We start from the raw sequence: 16,403 nt of genomic DNA, 5'->3' as shown, positions 1-16,403 counted from the left end.
CCGTGTCCCGGTCGACGTTTGTCGGCCCGTCGGTGCCGCCCGCCGCGCCGCGGAAGGCCGTCCCGCGCCAGTTGCGCCCGGTGCCCAGCTGGACCGGCCGCGTTGCGATTTCCTTGCCGGCTTCCGCCACGCCGATGACGATGCTGGTGCCCCAGCCGCGATGGCAGCATTCGAGCGCCTGGCGCATCACATTGGTATTGCCGGTTGCATCGAAGGAGAAATCCGCGCCGCCATCGGTCAGGTCCTGGATGGCCTGCACCACCTTGTCATTGCCGACCTCATTGGGGTTGACGAAATGGGTCATGCCGAATCTTCTCGCCATCTCGACCTTGGCCGGGTTGAGATCGACACCGATGATCTTGTCGGCGCCAACCATGCGGGCACCCTGGATGACATTGAGGCCGATGCCGCCGAGACCGAAGACCACCACATTGGCGCCGGGCCAGACCTTGCCGGTGTAGATCACCGCGCCGATGCCGGTCGTCACGCCGCAGCCGATATAGCAGATCTTGTCGAAGGGCGCGTCCTCACGCACCTTGGCCAGCGCAATTTCCGGCAGGATGGTGAAATTGGAGAAGGTGGAGCAGCCCATGTAATGGAACACTTCGCCGCCATCGCAGGAGAAGCGGCTGGTGCCGTCGGGCATGACGCCCTGCCCCTGAGTCGAGCGGATGGAGGTGCACAGGTTCGAGCGCTGCGACAGGCAGGTCTTGCACTGGCGGCATTCCGGCGTGTAGAGCGGAATGACATGGTCGCCGACCTTCAGCGAGGTCACGCCGGCGCCGAGCTCGCGCACGATGCCCGCGCCTTCATGGCCGAGAATGGCGGGAAATTTGCCTTCGGAATCAAGGCCGGAGAGCGTATAGGCATCCGTATGGCACACGCCTGTGGCCATGACTTCCACCAGAACCTCGCCCGGCTTCGGTCCACCGATCTCGATGGTCTCGATGGTCAGTGGCTTCCTGGCTTCCCAGGCAACGGCGGCGCGCGATTTCATGCGAATTCTCCCTGATGCGTCTTTCAACATGCGGTCTACTGATTTGCAGTTGTGCACTATCAGGATCACACCGGGGATCGTCAATCAAATCGGCGACATTTCGCGTCGGGGAAGGCGCTTCTTATGACGCGCCTTGCTCCGACAGCGGTCTTTCTTACTCCACAACCTGCACCGCCTTCGCAGCCCTTGTTCTTGCTGCCGGCATGGGCGAACGCGCATCGAAAAAGGTCTGCACATCATCGAAGGTAAGGTAACCGTCCTGATCTTTGTCGATCTGCGCAAAATGCTCGGCGATGAAACCCCAGCCAGCGGCGCTGGCCGCTTGCGCAGTCAGAAGATGATTTGACTTTGCAGCGGCGTCGAACTTGGCTCGCAGTTCCTGATCAAGCTGTCTTTGGATCGAGGTTGCATCCTGCTTGACTGATTTTATGCCCGGCTCAGGGTGCCAGACACGATCGCCCGCCTGAGCTGATTGTCCAGCCATGGAAGTCAGGAGGAACGAAATGAAGATTGTGCGGGAAATGGACATGGATCGCTCTCCTAATGCAGGGCTGCGGCGGGGGCGGGTGCGGCGTCTTGCGCGAATGCAGGACGCAAAGACTGGGCTTTGGCAATCGTCGGCCCGGTGCCATAGGGCGGCGCGTCGTAGAATTCATCGAGCACGTTTATCAGCGATGCCCGCGATTCCTGAGCGTAATAGATCATGTGCCCGCCCACAAAGCTCTTCACCGGGACCCGCTTGTCGAGACTGGCACCCTTAAGGTCAAGCTCGGAGCGCCGGAAGGGCGTCACCGTGTCGTGATAACCATGTAAGGTCAAAAGCTTGAGCGAAGGATCGCGCGCAATGGCCGCCACGATGTTGATCAAACCACTTGCACCACCCTTGTCTTTCCAAAGCTCGAATGCCAGCTTTGGCCCCTTGACCGCACCCGGATCCGATGACTGCCAGGATGCATTGATATAGCGCGCGCCCGGCTTGTAGTTGACATGTTCCGGCAGGTAACTGGTGATCCTGTTGTTCAAGGCATCTTCTTCGAAGAAATTGAATTCATACTTCAATGCCTTAAAGTCGGATGTCGGATTTTTTTTAAGTTTTACATGCATTCGCCCATCATACGCATTGAAGTCATAGCCGGGCATCAAGGCTGCCGCGTATTGCTCGAAATCTAGTCTGTTCCACAAGTTGACAGGTATTCTCTTCTCAAGGCCCGTGTAGGGAGAGGCAATAAAATTTTGGTCGGCAGCGTATTTTACGGCAATATCCTCGAGGGTTTTGGCATAAGACTCAAGCGAGGTCTCTTTGCTGCGCGCAGTGGATTTTCCCAGAGCGTCGGCGACCATGGCGTAGGTGGGAAAGTCACCGTCAATCTGATTCATACTGCTGTAATCGAAAGCCGGTGAATGGAACACCGATCCGGTGAGCACCTTGAACTTGGATTTGTCGACACCATCGGCTTTCTCATAACCGTCAGTGCCTGCGTCCAGCAATGCCTGGGCGAGCTTGGGCACGCGGATGCCGCCGCCATAGGATTCGCCATAGAGATATTTCGGCGATTCCTGCCGGCGATTAAAATTGATATAGCGCGTGATGAATTGCCTGGAAAGTTCAACGTCCTTGTCAGTCGTCCAGAACGTCAGATTGGTATTTGGAGCAACGGATTCGGAAAATCCGGTGCCGGGAACAATGTCGACAAAGACAAGATCGGTTCTGTCGATCAGCGACTCCTGACTGTCGATGAAGGGAAGTTCCTGCGGCCGGCCATCGGCCCATTCGTCCGGCACGTTGAGCGCATCGATGACAACATGCTTGGGCGCCCAAGAGGCGAGATGCAGATAGACTGATGAAGCGCCCGGCCCACCATTGAAAAAGAACGTGACGGGCCGGTTTTCCTTCGGCAAATCGTCGCGCGTATAGGCTGTGTAGAAGATTGACGCCTGCGGATTCCGCTTCTCCGGGTTCTTGGCATAGGCGGTCAGATGGCCGGCCGATGCGGTGTACCAGAAGCTCTGGCCGTTCAGCGTCATCTTATGGCGCATGACAGCGGGTTTTTCATCGACAACTTCAGCAAGATAAGCACTCGGCAGACCACTATATTTGGTTTTATCATCCAGCACATAGTCCGCGGGCGCGTAGAGCTTGTAGGCTTCTTCGTCCAGACCAGCTCTTGTATAAAGCGCCGCCACGGCCTTTTTCGGCGCGATCTTCGCCAATTCGCCTGCCGCCTCCGCAATCTTACCGTTGGCCAAGAATGCCTCAACCGTGCGAAGCAAGCTACCTTCCACCCTCAGACCAGCGGCTTCGAAGATTTTGGTAGCGTCGATAAAGTTTCCCGCTTCGATCAAATCGTCGGCACGAATATGAGCAGTTTCAAGCGATACTGCTTCAGGCTGGATTTTGGCTGAAGGCGCTTCATTCGATTCCACAGCAGCGGGCACCGCTTCGGATGCAAATGTGTTTTCGGAGACGGGACCGTCGGAACTGTTGTTGCAGGCTGCCAGTGCAGCCAGAATCGAAAGCGAGAGAATTCGTAATTTCATGTGTGAAAAATTCCCCAGTTTGAAAAGTGCTCATGAAAGCGGCCAAGGTGTCAAACGGAGCGAGGCAGTGTCAATTGAGCGAAAGTCTCAACAACCGGGGAAGCACTGAGGAGTTGTGACCGGTCGCATCCATCTGCCATCACGGAGAAAACGATGGACTTCGCGCGGCAAACCTTGTCAAAACGGCCGGAGATTTCACCACTGGATTTTGCCGTGCCTGACCTTCCTCTCCTGCCCGTAACCGAGATATTTCCTGTGCTGGATGAAGCGCTGGCGGGTGGTATTGCGGCGGTCGTCGTCGCGCCGCCCGGTGCGGGCAAGACGACGCTCATTCCGCTGCATCTGCTCAATGCGCCATGGCGCGGGGACAGAACCATCGTCCTCCTGGAACCGCGCCGTCTCGCAGCCCGCGCCGCCGCCAGCCGCATGGCCAGCCTGCTCGGTGAGGAGGTGGGTGCCACCGTCGGCTATCGCATGCGGCTGGAAAACAATGTTTCGGCCAGGACGCGCATTCTCGTCGTGACAGAGGGTGTCTTTGCCCGGATGATCCTCGACGATCCCGATCTCAAGGACATTGCGGCCGTGCTGTTCGACGAATTCCACGAGCGCAGCCTAGACGCGGATTTCGGGCTGGCACTGGCGCTGGATATACAGACGGCGCTGCGGCCGGACCTGAAGCTGCTTGTGATGTCGGCAACGCTTGATGGTGCCCGGGTTGCAAACCTTCTCGGTGATGCGCCGGTGCTGGAAAGCAAGGGCCGCTCCTTTCCCATCGAAACGCGCTATCGCGAGCGCAAGCCGGACGAGAGGATCGAAGATGCCATGGCGCGGGCAATCCGCGACACGCTGGCCACCGAGACCGGCAGCATTCTGGCGTTTCTTCCCGGACAGCGTGAAATCGAGCGCACCGCCGAAGCGCTGGAGGGGCGCGTGGGCGCGGATACGACAATCGTGCCGCTCTATGGCGCGCTGGAGGGCCGCGACCAGGATGCAGCGATCCGGCCGGCACCGCAGGGCAGGCGCAAGGTGGTGCTGGCGACATCCATTGCCGAGACATCCATCACCATCGACGGCGTGCGCGTCGTCATCGACAGCGGTCTGGCGCGGCTGCCGAAATTCGAACCGGCCACCGGCCTGACCCGGCTGGAGACCGTGCGGGCGGCGCGGGCGGCAGTGGACCAGCGCGCGGGTCGTGCCGGACGCACGGAACCGGGCATTGCCCTGCGCCTGTGGCGCGCCGAACAGACGGCGGCGCTGGAAGCTTTTGCCCCGCCGGAAATTCTCGAGGCTGATTTGACCGGCCTCGTGCTTGATTGTGCCGCATGGGGCGTTGCCGATCCGCGCAGTCTGGCGTTTCTCGATGCGCCGCCCGCCCCGGCCATCAGGGAAGCCAAGACCTTGCTGGAAAATCTCGGTGCGCTGGACAGCGACCGCATCACCCCGATGGGCCATGCCATGCGCGCACTCGCCCTGCCGGCGCGGCTTGCCCATATGGTGCTGACGGCGCGGGAACGCGGACAGGGCGGGCGCGCGGCGGACCTCGCCGTGCTCCTCACCGAACGCGGGCTGGGCGGCAATGACATAGACCTCGATGTGCGGCTTGCGCGTTTTCAGCGGGAGCGGGGCGAGCGGGCAACGCGGGCGCGCGGGCTGGCAAAGCGGCTGGCCGGACGTGATGTTGTGCAGGGGACGGAGCCGGACAGTGCCGGGCGCCTGCTGATCGATGCCTATCCCGACCGGATTGCCAAGGCGCGCGGCAACGGCCAGTTCACGCTGGCCAACGGCCGCGGCGGCGAAATGGATGCGGCGACCTCGCTGGCGCGCGCGCCGTGGCTCGTCGTCGCCGATCTGGCGGGTCGGGCCGGCAAGGCCCGGATACTGGCAGCGGCGGAAACAACCGAAGCCGACATCCGCGAAGCGCTTAGCGATCGCATCGTCAGCGGCCGGCAGGTCAGCTACGACGCAAACCGCAATGCGCTGCAGGCGCGCGATGCCACCCGTATCGGGGCCATCGCCCTGTCGGAAAAGACCCTGCCCGCCCCCGGCGGCGACCAGGCCAATCAGGGCGTCGTCGAGGCAGTGCGCAGCCATGGTCTCGACATCCTGCCCTGGTCGAAGGAAGCGACGATCCTGCGCCGCCGTCTCGCATGGCTGCACAAGGGCCTCGGCGCTCCATGGCCATCCATGGCTGATGCGGATCTGATTGCCGTGCTGGATGACTGGCTGCTGCCGTTCCTGCCGGGAACCGCCAATCTCAACCAGATTCCGGCGCATGTGCTGAGCGAGGGACTGCGCGCGCTGGTGCCTCATGATCTGCAGCGCCGGATCGACGCGCTGGCTCCGACGCATTTCGCGGTGCCGACCGGCTCGAACATTCCGATCCGCTACGATGCGGACGACCCGGTTCTCGCGGTACGTGTACAGGAACTGTTCGGGCTCGGGGTTCATCCTGCCATTGCCGGCGGCACAATCCCGCTGCTGCTCGAACTTCTCTCACCGGCGCACCGGCCAATCCAGATCACCCGTGATCTGCCCGGTTTCTGGAAAGGATCGTGGGCCGATGTGCGCAGCGACATGCGCGGGCGTTATCCCCGGCATGTCTGGCCGGAAGACCCGGCGCAGGCACTGCCCACGGCCCGGGCCAAACCGCGCGGAACATAGGCGAGCCGCAAACGATGCAAAACGAGAATTCCCTTTGCATCGGGTTTGTTCTAAAGCTCGCCCATGGTTCAAGAATTCAGCATACGTTCCTCATACCTGTCGCGGCGGCTGCGGCTGACGACGCTGATCCGCCTGCGCTGGCTGGCTGTCGCGGGCCAGAGCATCGCGGTTCTCTTCGTGGCGCTCTACCTGAAGTTTCCCTTCCCCGTCAGCATCTGCTTTGCGCTGATCGCCTGCTCGGCGTGGCTGAACCTCCTCCTGTCGTTCCGCTACCCGATCAACCACCGGCTTGAACCGCGGGCGGCCATCACGGTTCTCGCCTTCGATATCCTGCAGGTGGCGGGCCTGCTCTACATGACCGGCGGGCTGCAGAATCCCTTTGCCGTGCTGATGATCGTCCCGGTCATCATCTCCGCAACATCGCTGCCCGCCTCATCGACCGTGACGCTCGGTGTCCTCGTGACGGTCTGCGCGACCGCTCTCGCCTATTTCCATCTGCCCCTGCCCTGGTACCCCGACCAGGCATTGCAACTGCCGTTCGTGCTGATTGCAGGGGTGTGGTGTTCCGTTGTTTCGGCGCTGGTTTTCACCGCCGTCTATGCCTACCGTGTTGCCGAAGAAGCGCGGCTTCTGGCCGACGCGCTCACCGCGACTGAACTGATCCTGCAGCGCGAGCAGCATCTCTCAGCGCTCGACGGCCTCGCCGCGGCGGCGGCGCACGAACTCGGCACACCGCTTGCGACCATCGCGCTCGTCGCCAAGGAAATGCAGCGGGCATTGGCGCAGGACGATCGCTTTGCCGAGGATATCGAACTCCTGCGCTCGCAAACCGATCGCTGCCGGGAAATCCTCAAGCGCCTGACCAGCCTGTCCTCGGAAAGCGAGGAACATATGTCGCGGCTGAAGATTTCCTCGCTGATCGAGGAAGTCATCGAGCCCAACCGCAATTTCGGCATCAGCATCGAGGTGACGAAGCTGCGCGGCGAAGGCAACGAACCGGTCATCCGCCGCAATCCGGGAATCATTTACGGCCTCGGCAATCTGGTGGAGAACGCGGTGGATTTTGCCCGCGAAACCATTCAGGTCAGCTGGGGCTGGACCGACAAGACGGTGCAGATCGTCGTTGCCGATGACGGCAAAGGTTTCCCGGCTGATATTCTCGACCGAATCGGCGAGCCCTATACCACCGGCCGCGACCGCGAAACCAATGAACATGGCGGCGGGCTGGGGCTGGGGCTGTTCATCGCCAAAACCTTGCTGGAGCGTTCCGGTGCGGCCATCACCTTCCGCAATCGCAATGATCCGGGGCAAGGCGCAGAAGTTGTCGTGACATGGCCGCGCAATCAACTTGATGAACAAAACGGATAACCTTTGACTTTTTGTTCATTGCGAACCATTAACGGAGTATATTTATAAGAAATGAGCAGGAAACCCTGATGGAACACACGGATCAGGACGATATTGCGGCCATAGGCGGCGATCGGACACTGTTGCTGGTCGACGACGACAAGCCCTTTTTGCAGCGCCTGGCGCGTGCCATGGAATCCCGTGGTTTCACCGTTGCAACGGCTGAATCGGTTGAGGCGGGACTTGCCAGCGTCAAGACGCACGCACCGGCCTATGCCGTGGTCGACATGCGGCTGGGCGACGGCAACGGCCTCGATATCATCGAGGCAATCCGGGCGCGCCGCGAAGACACCCGCGCCATTGTCCTGACCGGCTACGGCAATATTGCGACAGCGGTCAACGCCGTCAAGCTCGGTGCCATCGACTACCTGTCAAAGCCCGCCGATGCCGATGAGGTGTTTGCCGCGCTGACCCGCCGGTCCGGTGCCAAGGTTGCCCCGCCGGAAAACCCGATGTCGGCGGATCGCGTCCGCTGGGAACATATCCAGCGCGTTTACGAGATGTGCGACCGCAATGTTTCCGAAACGGCCCGCCGCCTCAACATGCACCGGCGCACCCTGCAACGCATCCTCGCAAAGCGCGCGCCGCGCTGAACTATTCCATATCCGTTTCGGGCAAGTGAATTCCGGACAATTCGGCCAGTGTCATCCGCGCCGCGCTCACCCGCGCAAAGCGCAGGGTCATCGCCTTGCGCGTCGCCCCGGACAATTTGTGCTCGGGCGCTTCGCGCAGGATTTCCGCGCCATAGCCATCCGACAGGATAAATCCGCAGTCCTGCGGGAAAATATCGGCGGGAACGCCGGGATGGGTGGCAAAGAACAGCCGGTCGCAGTGGGCCCGGTAATCCGGCCATTTCTTGTCGACCTTCCAGTCCTCGATCGATGATTTGATCTCGACGATCCAGATTTCACCGGTGCGCGACATGGCAACGAGGTCGGCCCGCCGGCCCGAAGCCAGCGGCAACTCCGGCATCACCGCCAGACCCAGCTCAAGAAACAGCCGCTGCACGCCGCGGCGCACCAGCATGGCGTTCTCTGACTGACGACCATCGATGAGCGGGCTGGTCTGACCGGGAATCACAAGGGGCATGATGCAAGTATCGCTGAGATCGCTACAACCGAATACGGCAAAAATGCACCACTTGGTTGAGGATAAGTATGGTTAAGAGAAAACTACGCTTTACGGTTAATCAAGCATTAACAATAATGGCAGTAATGAGGGAAGACAACTGAATCGCCTTAGATTCGGCCAATACTTGATGGGGTGACTATGCAACTCAAGACAATCGTCCTTGCAGTTGGACTGATGGGTGCAACTGCTCTGACGGGCTGTTCCACGATCGGCTTCAACTATTCCACTGCCTCCTATTCCTCCGTGACTGACGCCGGTTATGTGCTTCCAGCCATTCCCCGCGCCAAGATTCCGCCGCAGTTCCTGCGTCAGGAAGTTCGCTACGATGGCGGTGAAGCCGCAGGGACGATCGTTGTCGATACCAAGGCAAAGTTCCTCTACTTCGTCCTCGGTGACGGACGCGCCATGCGCTACGGCATCGGCGTCGGCAAGCAGGGCTTTGAATGGCAGGGTTCGGCGCGCATAGCCATGAAGCGCGAATGGCCAACCTGGACGCCGCCGAAGGAAATGATCAAGCGCAAGCCTGAACTGGCCGAATTCCGCGAGGGCATGGACCCGGGCCTGCAGAATCCGCTGGGCGCCCGTGCGCTTTACCTCTTCAACAAGGGCGGCGATACCGGCTATCGCCTGCACGGAACGCCGGAATGGTGGTCCATCGGCAAGGCGATGTCGTCGGGCTGCATCCGCCTGATGAATCAGGACATCATCGACCTCTTCAACCGCGCCGAGGTGGGTGCGAAGGTCGTCGTTCTCTAATTCTCCGGCTTATGAATTGCTTGAAAAGGCTGCCCCTTGGGCAGTCTTTTCACACGCTCCAGGGGTTGATGGTCTTGACCCCTGTTGATGCAAAATCCGCAATATTGCGGGTTACCACAACCATGCCATGGACCAGGGCCGTTGCAGCGATAAGCGCATCGCGCTCCGCTTGAGGGTTCGGGACGTGCAGGTGCGCGCAGCGTTGTGCGACAGTCGTGTCCATTGCGAGAACTCTTCCCTCGAACCGAGGCAACACCCAATTGTCCCGCCATAGGCGCAGGATCGCCCCTTGTTGCGCATCCCTCCGGTCCACGAGCAGCAGCCCCTGTTCAATCTCCAGTATCGTAATGGCCGATAGGAAAAAATGCGAAAAAGGTATGGTCGATGCCCAAGCCATGACGTTCGCATCGGCTCTGTCCGGTCGGCGCATTTCGGAAATGAAATTGGTATCCAGAATAAACATCAGGACAGATCAGCCGGACGAAACCGGACATTCAGACTGGGTATTTCGAAATCAAAATCCGAGGGTTCCTGTTGCGCCAGGACGTCGGCAAGACTCTCCTGTCCCCCGGTGAGCTTCAGATATTCTTCCATGCTCAGGAGGACATGGGCGGGCCTGCCCCGATCCGTGATGAACACGGGGCCGTTGTTTGCCGCCTTCTTGACGTCGCTGGCATGCTGATTGAATTCTCTGCTCGAAACAGTTGTAATGCCCATCACGTACCTCTTTGAATTGTAGATATGTTACTACAAACCGGCGACGTAGACAAACCTATCCTGGCCGCCACAATCCGATTTATTTGACGAACTGATTTTTGCCGTGTTGACCTGATCGACAAGGCGCTCATAGATTGCTGCCGATGCGCATAACCGGGAAGGTCCACATGTTCAAAACCATTGCCACCACGCCGTTCGATGACCAGAAGCCGGGAACGTCCGGCCTGCGCAAGAAGGTTCCCGAATTCCAGCAGCCGAACTACGTCGAGAATTTCATCCAGTCGGTCTTCGATTCCCTCGACGGTTTCAAGGGCAAGACCTTGGTAATCGGCGGCGACGGCCGCTATTACAATCGCGACGTCGTGCAGATTGCCGTGAAAATGGCCGCTGCCAACGGGTTTGGCCGCGTTCTCGTTGGCCAGGGCGGCATTCTTTCAACACCGGCGGCGTCCAATGTCATCCGCAAGTACAAGGCGTTCGGCGGGCTCATCCTGTCCGCCAGCCATAACCCCGGCGGGCCGACCGAAGATTTCGGCATCAAGTACAATATCAGCAATGGTGGCCCTGCCCCGGAAAAAATCACCGAAGCGGTGTTCGCCCGCTCCAAGGTCATCGACCGCTATCTGATCGCGGATGCCGCCGATATCGACATCGACACCGTTGGCAAGCAGCAGCTTGCCGGCATGGATGTCGAGATCATCGATTCCGTCTCGGACTATGCCGAACTGATGGAAACGCTGTTCGACTTCGATGCGATCCGCGCATTGATCAAGTCCGGCTTCACCCTGCGGTTCGATTCCATGCATGCGGTGACCGGCCCCTACGGCAAGGAAATCCTTGAACACCGCCTCGGGGCACCGGATGGAACCTGCGTGAACTTCGTGCCGCTGGAGGATTTCGGCGGGCATCACCCCGATCCCAATCTCGTCTATGCCAAGGATCTCTATGACCTGCTGATGTCGCCGGACGGTCCGGATTTCGGCGCCGCATCCGATGGCGACGGCGACCGCAACCTGATCATCGGCAAGGGCATCTACGTCACGCCGTCCGACTCGCTGGCGATGCTGGCCGCCAATGCCCATCTCGCGCCGGGCTACAAGGCCGGGCTGAAGGGCATTGCCCGCTCCATGCCGACCAGCGGCGCGGCCGACCGCGTCGCCGAAAAGCTGAAGATCGGCATGTATGAAACACCGACGGGCTGGAAATTCTTCGGCAACCTGCTCGATGCCGGCATGGCAACGATCTGCGGCGAGGAAAGCTCCGGCACCGGCTCCAACCATGTGCGCGAAAAGGATGGCCTCTGGGCTGTGCTGCTCTGGCTGAACATCCTGGCCGTGCGCAAGGAGAGCGTCCAGCAGATCGCGCGGGAACATTGGGCCGCCTATGGACGCAACTACTACACCCGTCACGATTACGAGGAAGTGGATTCAGGCGCGGCCAACAGCCTGATCGACGCCTTGCGGGCCAAGCTGCCGACGCTTGCGGGCAAGACCGTGCAGGGCCTGACAATCACCACGGCCGATGATTTCGCCTATCATGACCCCGTCGACAAATCGGTGAGCGAGCATCAGGGCATCCGCATTCTCTTCGAGGGCGGATCGCGCATTGTCCTGCGCCTTTCCGGGACAGGCACGTCGGGCGCAACGCTGCGGCTCTACATCGAACGCTACGAGGCCGATGCCGCGCGCCACGATCTTGAAACGCAAAGCGCGCTTGCCGACCTTATCCGCGCGGCGGACGACCTGACTGAAATCAAGACACGCACCGGCCGCGACAAGCCAAGCGTGATTACCTGATTTTCCAAGTCGGTGACAACAAAGGGGCCGCGTTTGCGGCCCTTTTGTTGTCTGAAGCTTTATTGCGGCGGGCTGCATGCCGCCGCTGGCGTCAACACTGGCACGTCCTTGCCATCCGGGCCGAAGGATGGCGGTATGTTTGTTGTCGGCTTTGATCCCCAGCAGCTTGGTTTGTCACCAAGAGCAAAGTCGAGGGTTACAGGCTGTTTCGCAAATGGATCAATCGGCAGCCATGTACTGTCATAGGACTTGCCGTCGACCTTGACACTTTGGATATAGGTCGAGGCTGGCTTGTCCGCTGTGATCGTGATCAGCTTCCGATCACCCCGCCAGACCACAGCCTTTTCGAAAATGGGACTGGTCAAGGTCAAGCCGGGTACAGCCAGAATTTCCGGATAAAGGCCGAGTGCGCCCCAGACATACCAGCCGGAGGTGGCGCCTTCATCGTCATTTCCAGGTAGACCCGACGGGAAGTTCGTATAGTTTTTGCCCAGAATCCGGCGAACAAGTGCCTGTGATTTATAGGGCTGGCTCGTCCAATTATAGAAAAATGGCGTGGCAAAACCCGGCTCATTGCCGACCCAGAGATAGGGTGAGTTCGTGGCAGCATTGACATATTTTGTGAAAGTGTCGAGACGCTCAATCGCATCTGTTTCCAAATCCGGATTGGTGGTCTTGTCCTTCACCAGCATGTGCAGGATTCCGCGAATATTGTGAGGGGCCATATAGGTGTATTGCTCCGCATTGCCTTCCCGGTAATTAGTCTTGCTATCAACTGGTGTATATTTTGACCATGTGCCATCCGCATTGCGCGGTTGCAATTGCGGATAGGGTTGGCCGTTTACCTTGCGCCATTCCGGATTGAACAGGTTTGTCCAATTGTTCGAGCGTGCTAGCAGTTTGGTCGCGTCGTCCGATCCACCACCTGCAACGAGTTGGCTGGTTTGTTTATCAAGGCTCGCAATAAAGCGGGAGATGGCAAAATCTGTGCTGGCATATTCGAGTGTATTGGAGGTCGGCGTGTTCTCATATTTATGCTGCCCCTCGTCGGGTCCGAGGTAACCACGTTTATCGTATTCAGTCACATGAGGCAGAGTGGTTACACCCCGGCACGTCGTTTTAACCCCCTTCGCCATGTCCAGCATGATCTTGCGTGCGGCAGCGGTATCAAGGTTCTGTGCACCGAAAGCATGGGTTTGCGCGACGATGATGGAAGCACCGTCGCCCGGCATGATATTGCTGTTGGATGTCCCCTCGACCCACATAGGGAACACGCCGCCACATTGTTTTGCATCATTAATGAGGGATTGCGCCATGTCTGCCGCCTCATTGGGAGTGAGCAAAGCCTGCATGGGCGCAAGGGAGCGATAGGAGTCCCAGCTGGAGAACGTCGTATAATGGACCCTGTCCCTTTCAACCTTCTCCACAGTTACCTTGCCGTCAAAACTTACATATTCACCATTCACATCACTGAAGACCGAAGGGGCAAAAAAGGAACGATAGAGCGCGGTGTAGAATATCTTTTTCTGATCGTCGGTGCCGCCTGTGACCTGAATGGAATTCAGACGTTTGTTCCAGTCAGAATCAGCGTGTTTGCGCGCTTCATCGAAGGAAAGCCCAGCGCTTTCCGCCCCCAGATTGCCCTTGGCATTGGCAACACTGACATACGAAACACCGGCCTTCATAACGATAGTGGTTGCCTCCCCCGTCTTGGCCGTAAAGGTCAAAATAGAGCTGGATTTATCGGCGGTGAAGGCTTGGTCGAACTGCGCGAAAAAATAGATGTTGTAGCTCGGGCTGCCGCAAAACCCGCCGCCTGATGTCTTGGCGGAAATCGTGCGCGCACCAACGTCTACCTTCACGTCGTTTAGACTGGTAAACTTCAGCAAAGCACCCTTATCCTTGGGGAAAGTGAACTGCCCCAATCCGGTGCGCGTTGTTGCTGTCAATTCGGTTTTGATCCCGTTGTCAAACATGACCTGATAATAGCCCGGATGGACGGTTTCCTTGTCATGACTGAATGTGGCATTCCCATCCGACGCATTGGACACGGGCTGAACCTTGAATGGAGCCATTGTCGGGCAGCCAACGCCACTCAGATTGATCATGGGAAAGCCATGAATTGCCGTCGTTTCATAGTGATAGCCACGCGGGGACCACACACCGCTGATCACATCCGTCTCCGGCCCCCAGGAAACCATGCCGAAAGGTACATTGGCACCCGGATTGACAAAGCCGCCCAGCATACTCTCGGTTTCTCCCGGCACATCCGATGCAGGCGACTGACCCGACCCGATCAGCGGGTTGACATAGTGTGTCAAGGCGGCATCGATGCGAAAGTCGATTGCCTCTTCCAGCACGGCGATGCGTTTGCTGAAGTCTTCGGCTGAAGATGCTCCAAGCTTTGCTTTGTCGACCGCATCCTTCAAGCCATCGAGCTTTACTTGCAAATCCGCAAGCTTCCCAGCATCAACCTTGCCGGTCTTCAGCAGATCGATGTCGGCAAGCAGCGGGGCGAGAGCCGCTGCTTCAAGCTTCAGCTTGATCGCCTTGCCATAATCGTCTTTCAGTGCCGTAAACTGTTCCCGCAATGGTTTAAGCGTATCCATATCAGCCTGTATGGCCGCCGTTCGCCCATCCAGAGTTCTGAAATTGTCCGTCAGCGACTTGAGGCCGGCATCCAGCTTGTCGATGCGGGGGCCGAGCTCCGTCAACGCGGCAACAGAGGCTTCTGTCTGGCCGGCCCGGCTTTGCAAAAGTTCGATGGTGGACTTGAGTGCAGCCAGTGTCTCTTTCGAGGTCACGGCGTCCCCTTGCAGAATGACGATGTTCGCCTGCAGGGTGTCCAAAGCGTCTTTAAGGCCCTTGATCGTTGCCTGGTCCACGCCGCCGTTCAGCGGACTGATGTCTTCCGCAAAGGTGCCTTGCGCATCAGGCGTTGCCGGAGCCTTGTCATCCGCATTATTGCAACCCGCCAGCATAGCGCTGCCGACAAGTCCGGCGATGAGGACGCGTCTGAAAATCATTGGTTCCTCCCAAATGAATTTTGCTTTTAAATTTGTGCTTGAAATTAAGAATTGAAAAATGGATGTCGCGTCTGACACGTGCGCGATTGCAACAACCGCGCTTTCAAACCGTGCTCCTCCCAAAGCGATTTGAAACGATTGAATACGGAGCCGGATTATTTCCTTAAGCCAATGGGTGTCAATTCATCTTAAGTCCAAGAGAATGATTTAATAACACCTGCCCTGTTCTCCATCGCGTTGAGCGGATGTACAACATGTGAGGATGAGCACACAGGATCAAGGCCGGGAATGTCGTTTGCGGGCCTCCCGGCCAAGGCCTATGGCAAACGGTTACTCGAAAACAATCGCCGGCGCCGTCCGGCCGGGATTGGCTTTCGCCGCCTGCAGCTGATCCCAGACCTTGGCCGCAATCTCGCGATAGACCTTTGCCTGCGGTCCCTCCGGATTGCTGATGACGACGGGCGTTCCAGCATCGGACATTTCGCGGATTTCCATCACCAGCGGCACCTCACCGAGGAAGGGAACGCCGAGACGCGTAGCTTCAGCCTTGGCGCCGCCATGGCCGAAAATGTCGTAGCGGTTGCCGGTGTCGGGCGCGATGAAATAGCTCATGTTCTCGACGATGCCGAGCAGGGGCACATCGACCTTCTTGAACATGTTGAGCCCCTTGCGCGCATCGATCAGCGCCAGATCCTGCGGTGTCGAGACGATGACGGCGCCTGCAAGCGGCACCTGCTGCGCCATGGTCAATTGCGCATCGCCGGTGCCGGGCGGCATGTCCACCACGAGCACGTCGAGATCGCCCCACTGCACTTCGCGCAGCATCTGCGTCAGGGCCGACATCACCATCGGGCCACGCCAGATCATCGGGGTCTCTTCATCGACGAGAAAGCCGATCGACATGACTTTCAGGCCATAGCCTTCCATGGGCTTGAGCACACGGCCGGAGACGACTTCCGGGCGGCCGGAGAGATGCAGCAGGCGCGGCATGGACGGGCCATAGATATCCGCATCGAGAATGCCGACACGATGGCCGTTGGCCTGCAGCCCAAGCGCCAGATTGACTGCCGTGGTCGACTTGCCGACGCCGCCCTTGCCCGAGGCGACGGCAATGATCGCGCCAACGCCGGGAACGCCCGATTTGACCGGCGCGGCCGCATGGCCGTGCCCGGACTGCGGCTGGGCCGGAACGCGCGGCGGCGGGACTGCACCGGCAGGTGCCGGGCGCTGCGCGGGACGTTGCGGTGCTGCCGGTGCGGGACGCGGCACCGCGTCATCGCTGGTCGGACCGCCGCGCTTTTCGGCGGTCAGGGCGACAATGGCCCCGGCGGCACCCCGCCAGGTCCTGGCCACGGGGTCGGCAGCGGCCACGCG

The 16,403-nt window shown here is 59.3% G+C and carries 13 protein-coding genes; 5 read left to right on the top strand and 8 right to left on the bottom strand.

The window, feature by feature from the left end; all coding sequences use genetic code 11:
• The 3 genes from RDL77_RS23535 to RDL77_RS23525 all read right to left on the bottom strand — a co-directional run.
• On the bottom strand, window positions 1-997 hold a 997-nt coding region (locus RDL77_RS23535), incomplete at its 3' end, for a zinc-binding dehydrogenase (RefSeq protein WP_288194929.1).
• Between the two features lie 154 nt (window positions 998-1,151).
• Window positions 1,152-1,526: an EF-hand domain-containing protein gene (locus tag RDL77_RS23530; protein WP_288194928.1), complete on the bottom strand. Its 375-nt coding sequence runs from the start codon at window positions 1,524-1,526 to the stop codon at window positions 1,152-1,154.
• 11 nt (window positions 1,527-1,537) lie between these two features.
• Window positions 1,538-3,535 carry a hypothetical protein gene (locus RDL77_RS23525; protein WP_288194927.1) on the bottom strand — a complete coding sequence of 666 codons (1,998 nt, stop codon included), beginning with the start codon at window positions 3,533-3,535 and terminating at the stop codon, window positions 1,538-1,540.
• A gap of 213 nt (window positions 3,536-3,748) precedes the next feature.
• Here RDL77_RS23525 and hrpB point away from each other — a divergent pair, with 213 nt between their 5' ends.
• The 3 genes from hrpB (at window position 3,749) to RDL77_RS23510 (ending at window position 8,196) form a co-directional block, all read left to right on the top strand.
• Complete coding sequence (hrpB, locus tag RDL77_RS23520; protein ID WP_288194930.1) at window positions 3,749-6,196, top strand: ATP-dependent helicase HrpB; 2,448 nt, start codon at window positions 3,749-3,751, stop codon at window positions 6,194-6,196.
• A gap of 63 nt (window positions 6,197-6,259) precedes the next feature.
• Entirely contained in the window at window positions 6,260-7,564 is a 1,305-nt protein-coding gene (locus RDL77_RS23515) for an ActS/PrrB/RegB family redox-sensitive histidine kinase (protein ID WP_223612219.1), read from the top strand.
• A 68-nt stretch (window positions 7,565-7,632) separates the two neighbouring features.
• A complete protein-coding gene (locus tag RDL77_RS23510) occupies window positions 7,633-8,196 on the top strand; it encodes an ActR/PrrA/RegA family redox response regulator transcription factor (protein ID WP_105737977.1) in 564 nt (187 codons plus the stop codon).
• Between the two features lies 1 nt (window position 8,197).
• Here RDL77_RS23510 and RDL77_RS23505 read toward each other — a convergent pair whose 3' ends face one another.
• Window positions 8,198-8,692 (bottom strand): MmcB family DNA repair protein, encoded by a 495-nt coding sequence (locus RDL77_RS23505; RefSeq protein ID WP_223612220.1) that lies wholly within the window; start codon window positions 8,690-8,692, stop codon window positions 8,198-8,200.
• Between the two features lie 180 nt (window positions 8,693-8,872).
• On the opposite strand from RDL77_RS23505, the gene RDL77_RS23500 reads away from it, so the two are divergent.
• On the top strand, window positions 8,873-9,490 hold the full coding sequence (locus RDL77_RS23500) for a L,D-transpeptidase (RefSeq protein ID WP_223612221.1): 618 nt from the start codon (window positions 8,873-8,875) through the stop codon (window positions 9,488-9,490).
• 49 nt (window positions 9,491-9,539) lie between these two features.
• On the opposite strand, the gene RDL77_RS23495 is transcribed toward RDL77_RS23500, so the two are convergent.
• Complete coding sequence (locus RDL77_RS23495) at window positions 9,540-9,953, bottom strand: type II toxin-antitoxin system VapC family toxin (RefSeq protein ID WP_288194924.1); 414 nt, start codon at window positions 9,951-9,953, stop codon at window positions 9,540-9,542.
• The gene (locus tag RDL77_RS23490; RefSeq protein ID WP_223612223.1) at window positions 9,953-10,207 is read right to left on the bottom strand and encodes a type II toxin-antitoxin system Phd/YefM family antitoxin; all 255 of its coding nucleotides are present in this window, start codon (window positions 10,205-10,207) and stop codon (window positions 9,953-9,955) included. The genes RDL77_RS23495 and RDL77_RS23490 overlap by 1 nt, the downstream gene beginning before the upstream one ends.
• Before the next feature lie 167 nt (window positions 10,208-10,374).
• Here RDL77_RS23490 and RDL77_RS23485 point away from each other — a divergent pair, with 167 nt between their 5' ends.
• Window positions 10,375-12,003: an alpha-D-glucose phosphate-specific phosphoglucomutase gene (locus RDL77_RS23485; protein WP_223612224.1), complete on the top strand. Its 1,629-nt coding sequence runs from the start codon at window positions 10,375-10,377 to the stop codon at window positions 12,001-12,003.
• 59 nt (window positions 12,004-12,062) lie between these two features.
• On the opposite strand, the gene RDL77_RS23480 is transcribed toward RDL77_RS23485, so the two are convergent.
• Entirely contained in the window at window positions 12,063-15,029 is a 2,967-nt protein-coding gene (locus RDL77_RS23480; protein WP_288194920.1) for a GH92 family glycosyl hydrolase, read from the bottom strand.
• A 330-nt stretch (window positions 15,030-15,359) separates the two neighbouring features.
• Window positions 15,360-16,403, bottom strand: a 1,044-nt coding sequence (locus tag RDL77_RS23475; protein WP_288194919.1) for an Mrp/NBP35 family ATP-binding protein, incomplete at its 5' end; no start/stop codon positions are given.

It is taken from the genome of uncultured Phyllobacterium sp. (genome assembly GCF_902479695.1).
GTDB classification, from domain to species: domain Bacteria; phylum Pseudomonadota; class Alphaproteobacteria; order Rhizobiales; family Rhizobiaceae; genus Phyllobacterium; species Phyllobacterium calauticae.
Note: the sequence above shows the minus strand (reverse complement) of the source record. Positions and strands in the feature narration are given on the sequence as shown.

Bases quoted from the DNA above. Each gene is read 5' to 3' on its own strand.
- RDL77_RS23525 (WP_288194927.1), bottom strand. From the start codon at position 3,535: ATGAAATTACGAATTCTCTCGCTTTCGATTCTGGCTGCACTGGCAGCC.
- RDL77_RS23495 (WP_288194924.1), bottom strand. From the start codon at position 9,953: ATGTTTATTCTGGATACCAATTTCATTTCCGAAATGCGCCGACCGGAC.
- RDL77_RS23485 (WP_223612224.1), top strand. From the start codon at position 10,375: ATGTTCAAAACCATTGCCACCACGCCGTTCGATGACCAGAAGCCGGGA.
- RDL77_RS23500 (WP_223612221.1), top strand. From the start codon at position 8,873: ATGCAACTCAAGACAATCGTCCTTGCAGTTGGACTGATGGGTGCAACT.
- RDL77_RS23490 (WP_223612223.1), bottom strand. From the start codon at position 10,207: ATGGGCATTACAACTGTTTCGAGCAGAGAATTCAATCAGCATGCCAGC.
- RDL77_RS23515 (WP_223612219.1), top strand. From the start codon at position 6,260: ATGGTTCAAGAATTCAGCATACGTTCCTCATACCTGTCGCGGCGGCTG.
- RDL77_RS23480 (WP_288194920.1), bottom strand. From the start codon at position 15,029: ATGATTTTCAGACGCGTCCTCATCGCCGGACTTGTCGGCAGCGCTATG.
- RDL77_RS23505 (WP_223612220.1), bottom strand. From the start codon at position 8,692: ATGCCCCTTGTGATTCCCGGTCAGACCAGCCCGCTCATCGATGGTCGT.
- RDL77_RS23530 (WP_288194928.1), bottom strand. From the start codon at position 1,526: ATGTCCATTTCCCGCACAATCTTCATTTCGTTCCTCCTGACTTCCATG.
- RDL77_RS23510 (WP_105737977.1), top strand. From the start codon at position 7,633: ATGGAACACACGGATCAGGACGATATTGCGGCCATAGGCGGCGATCGG.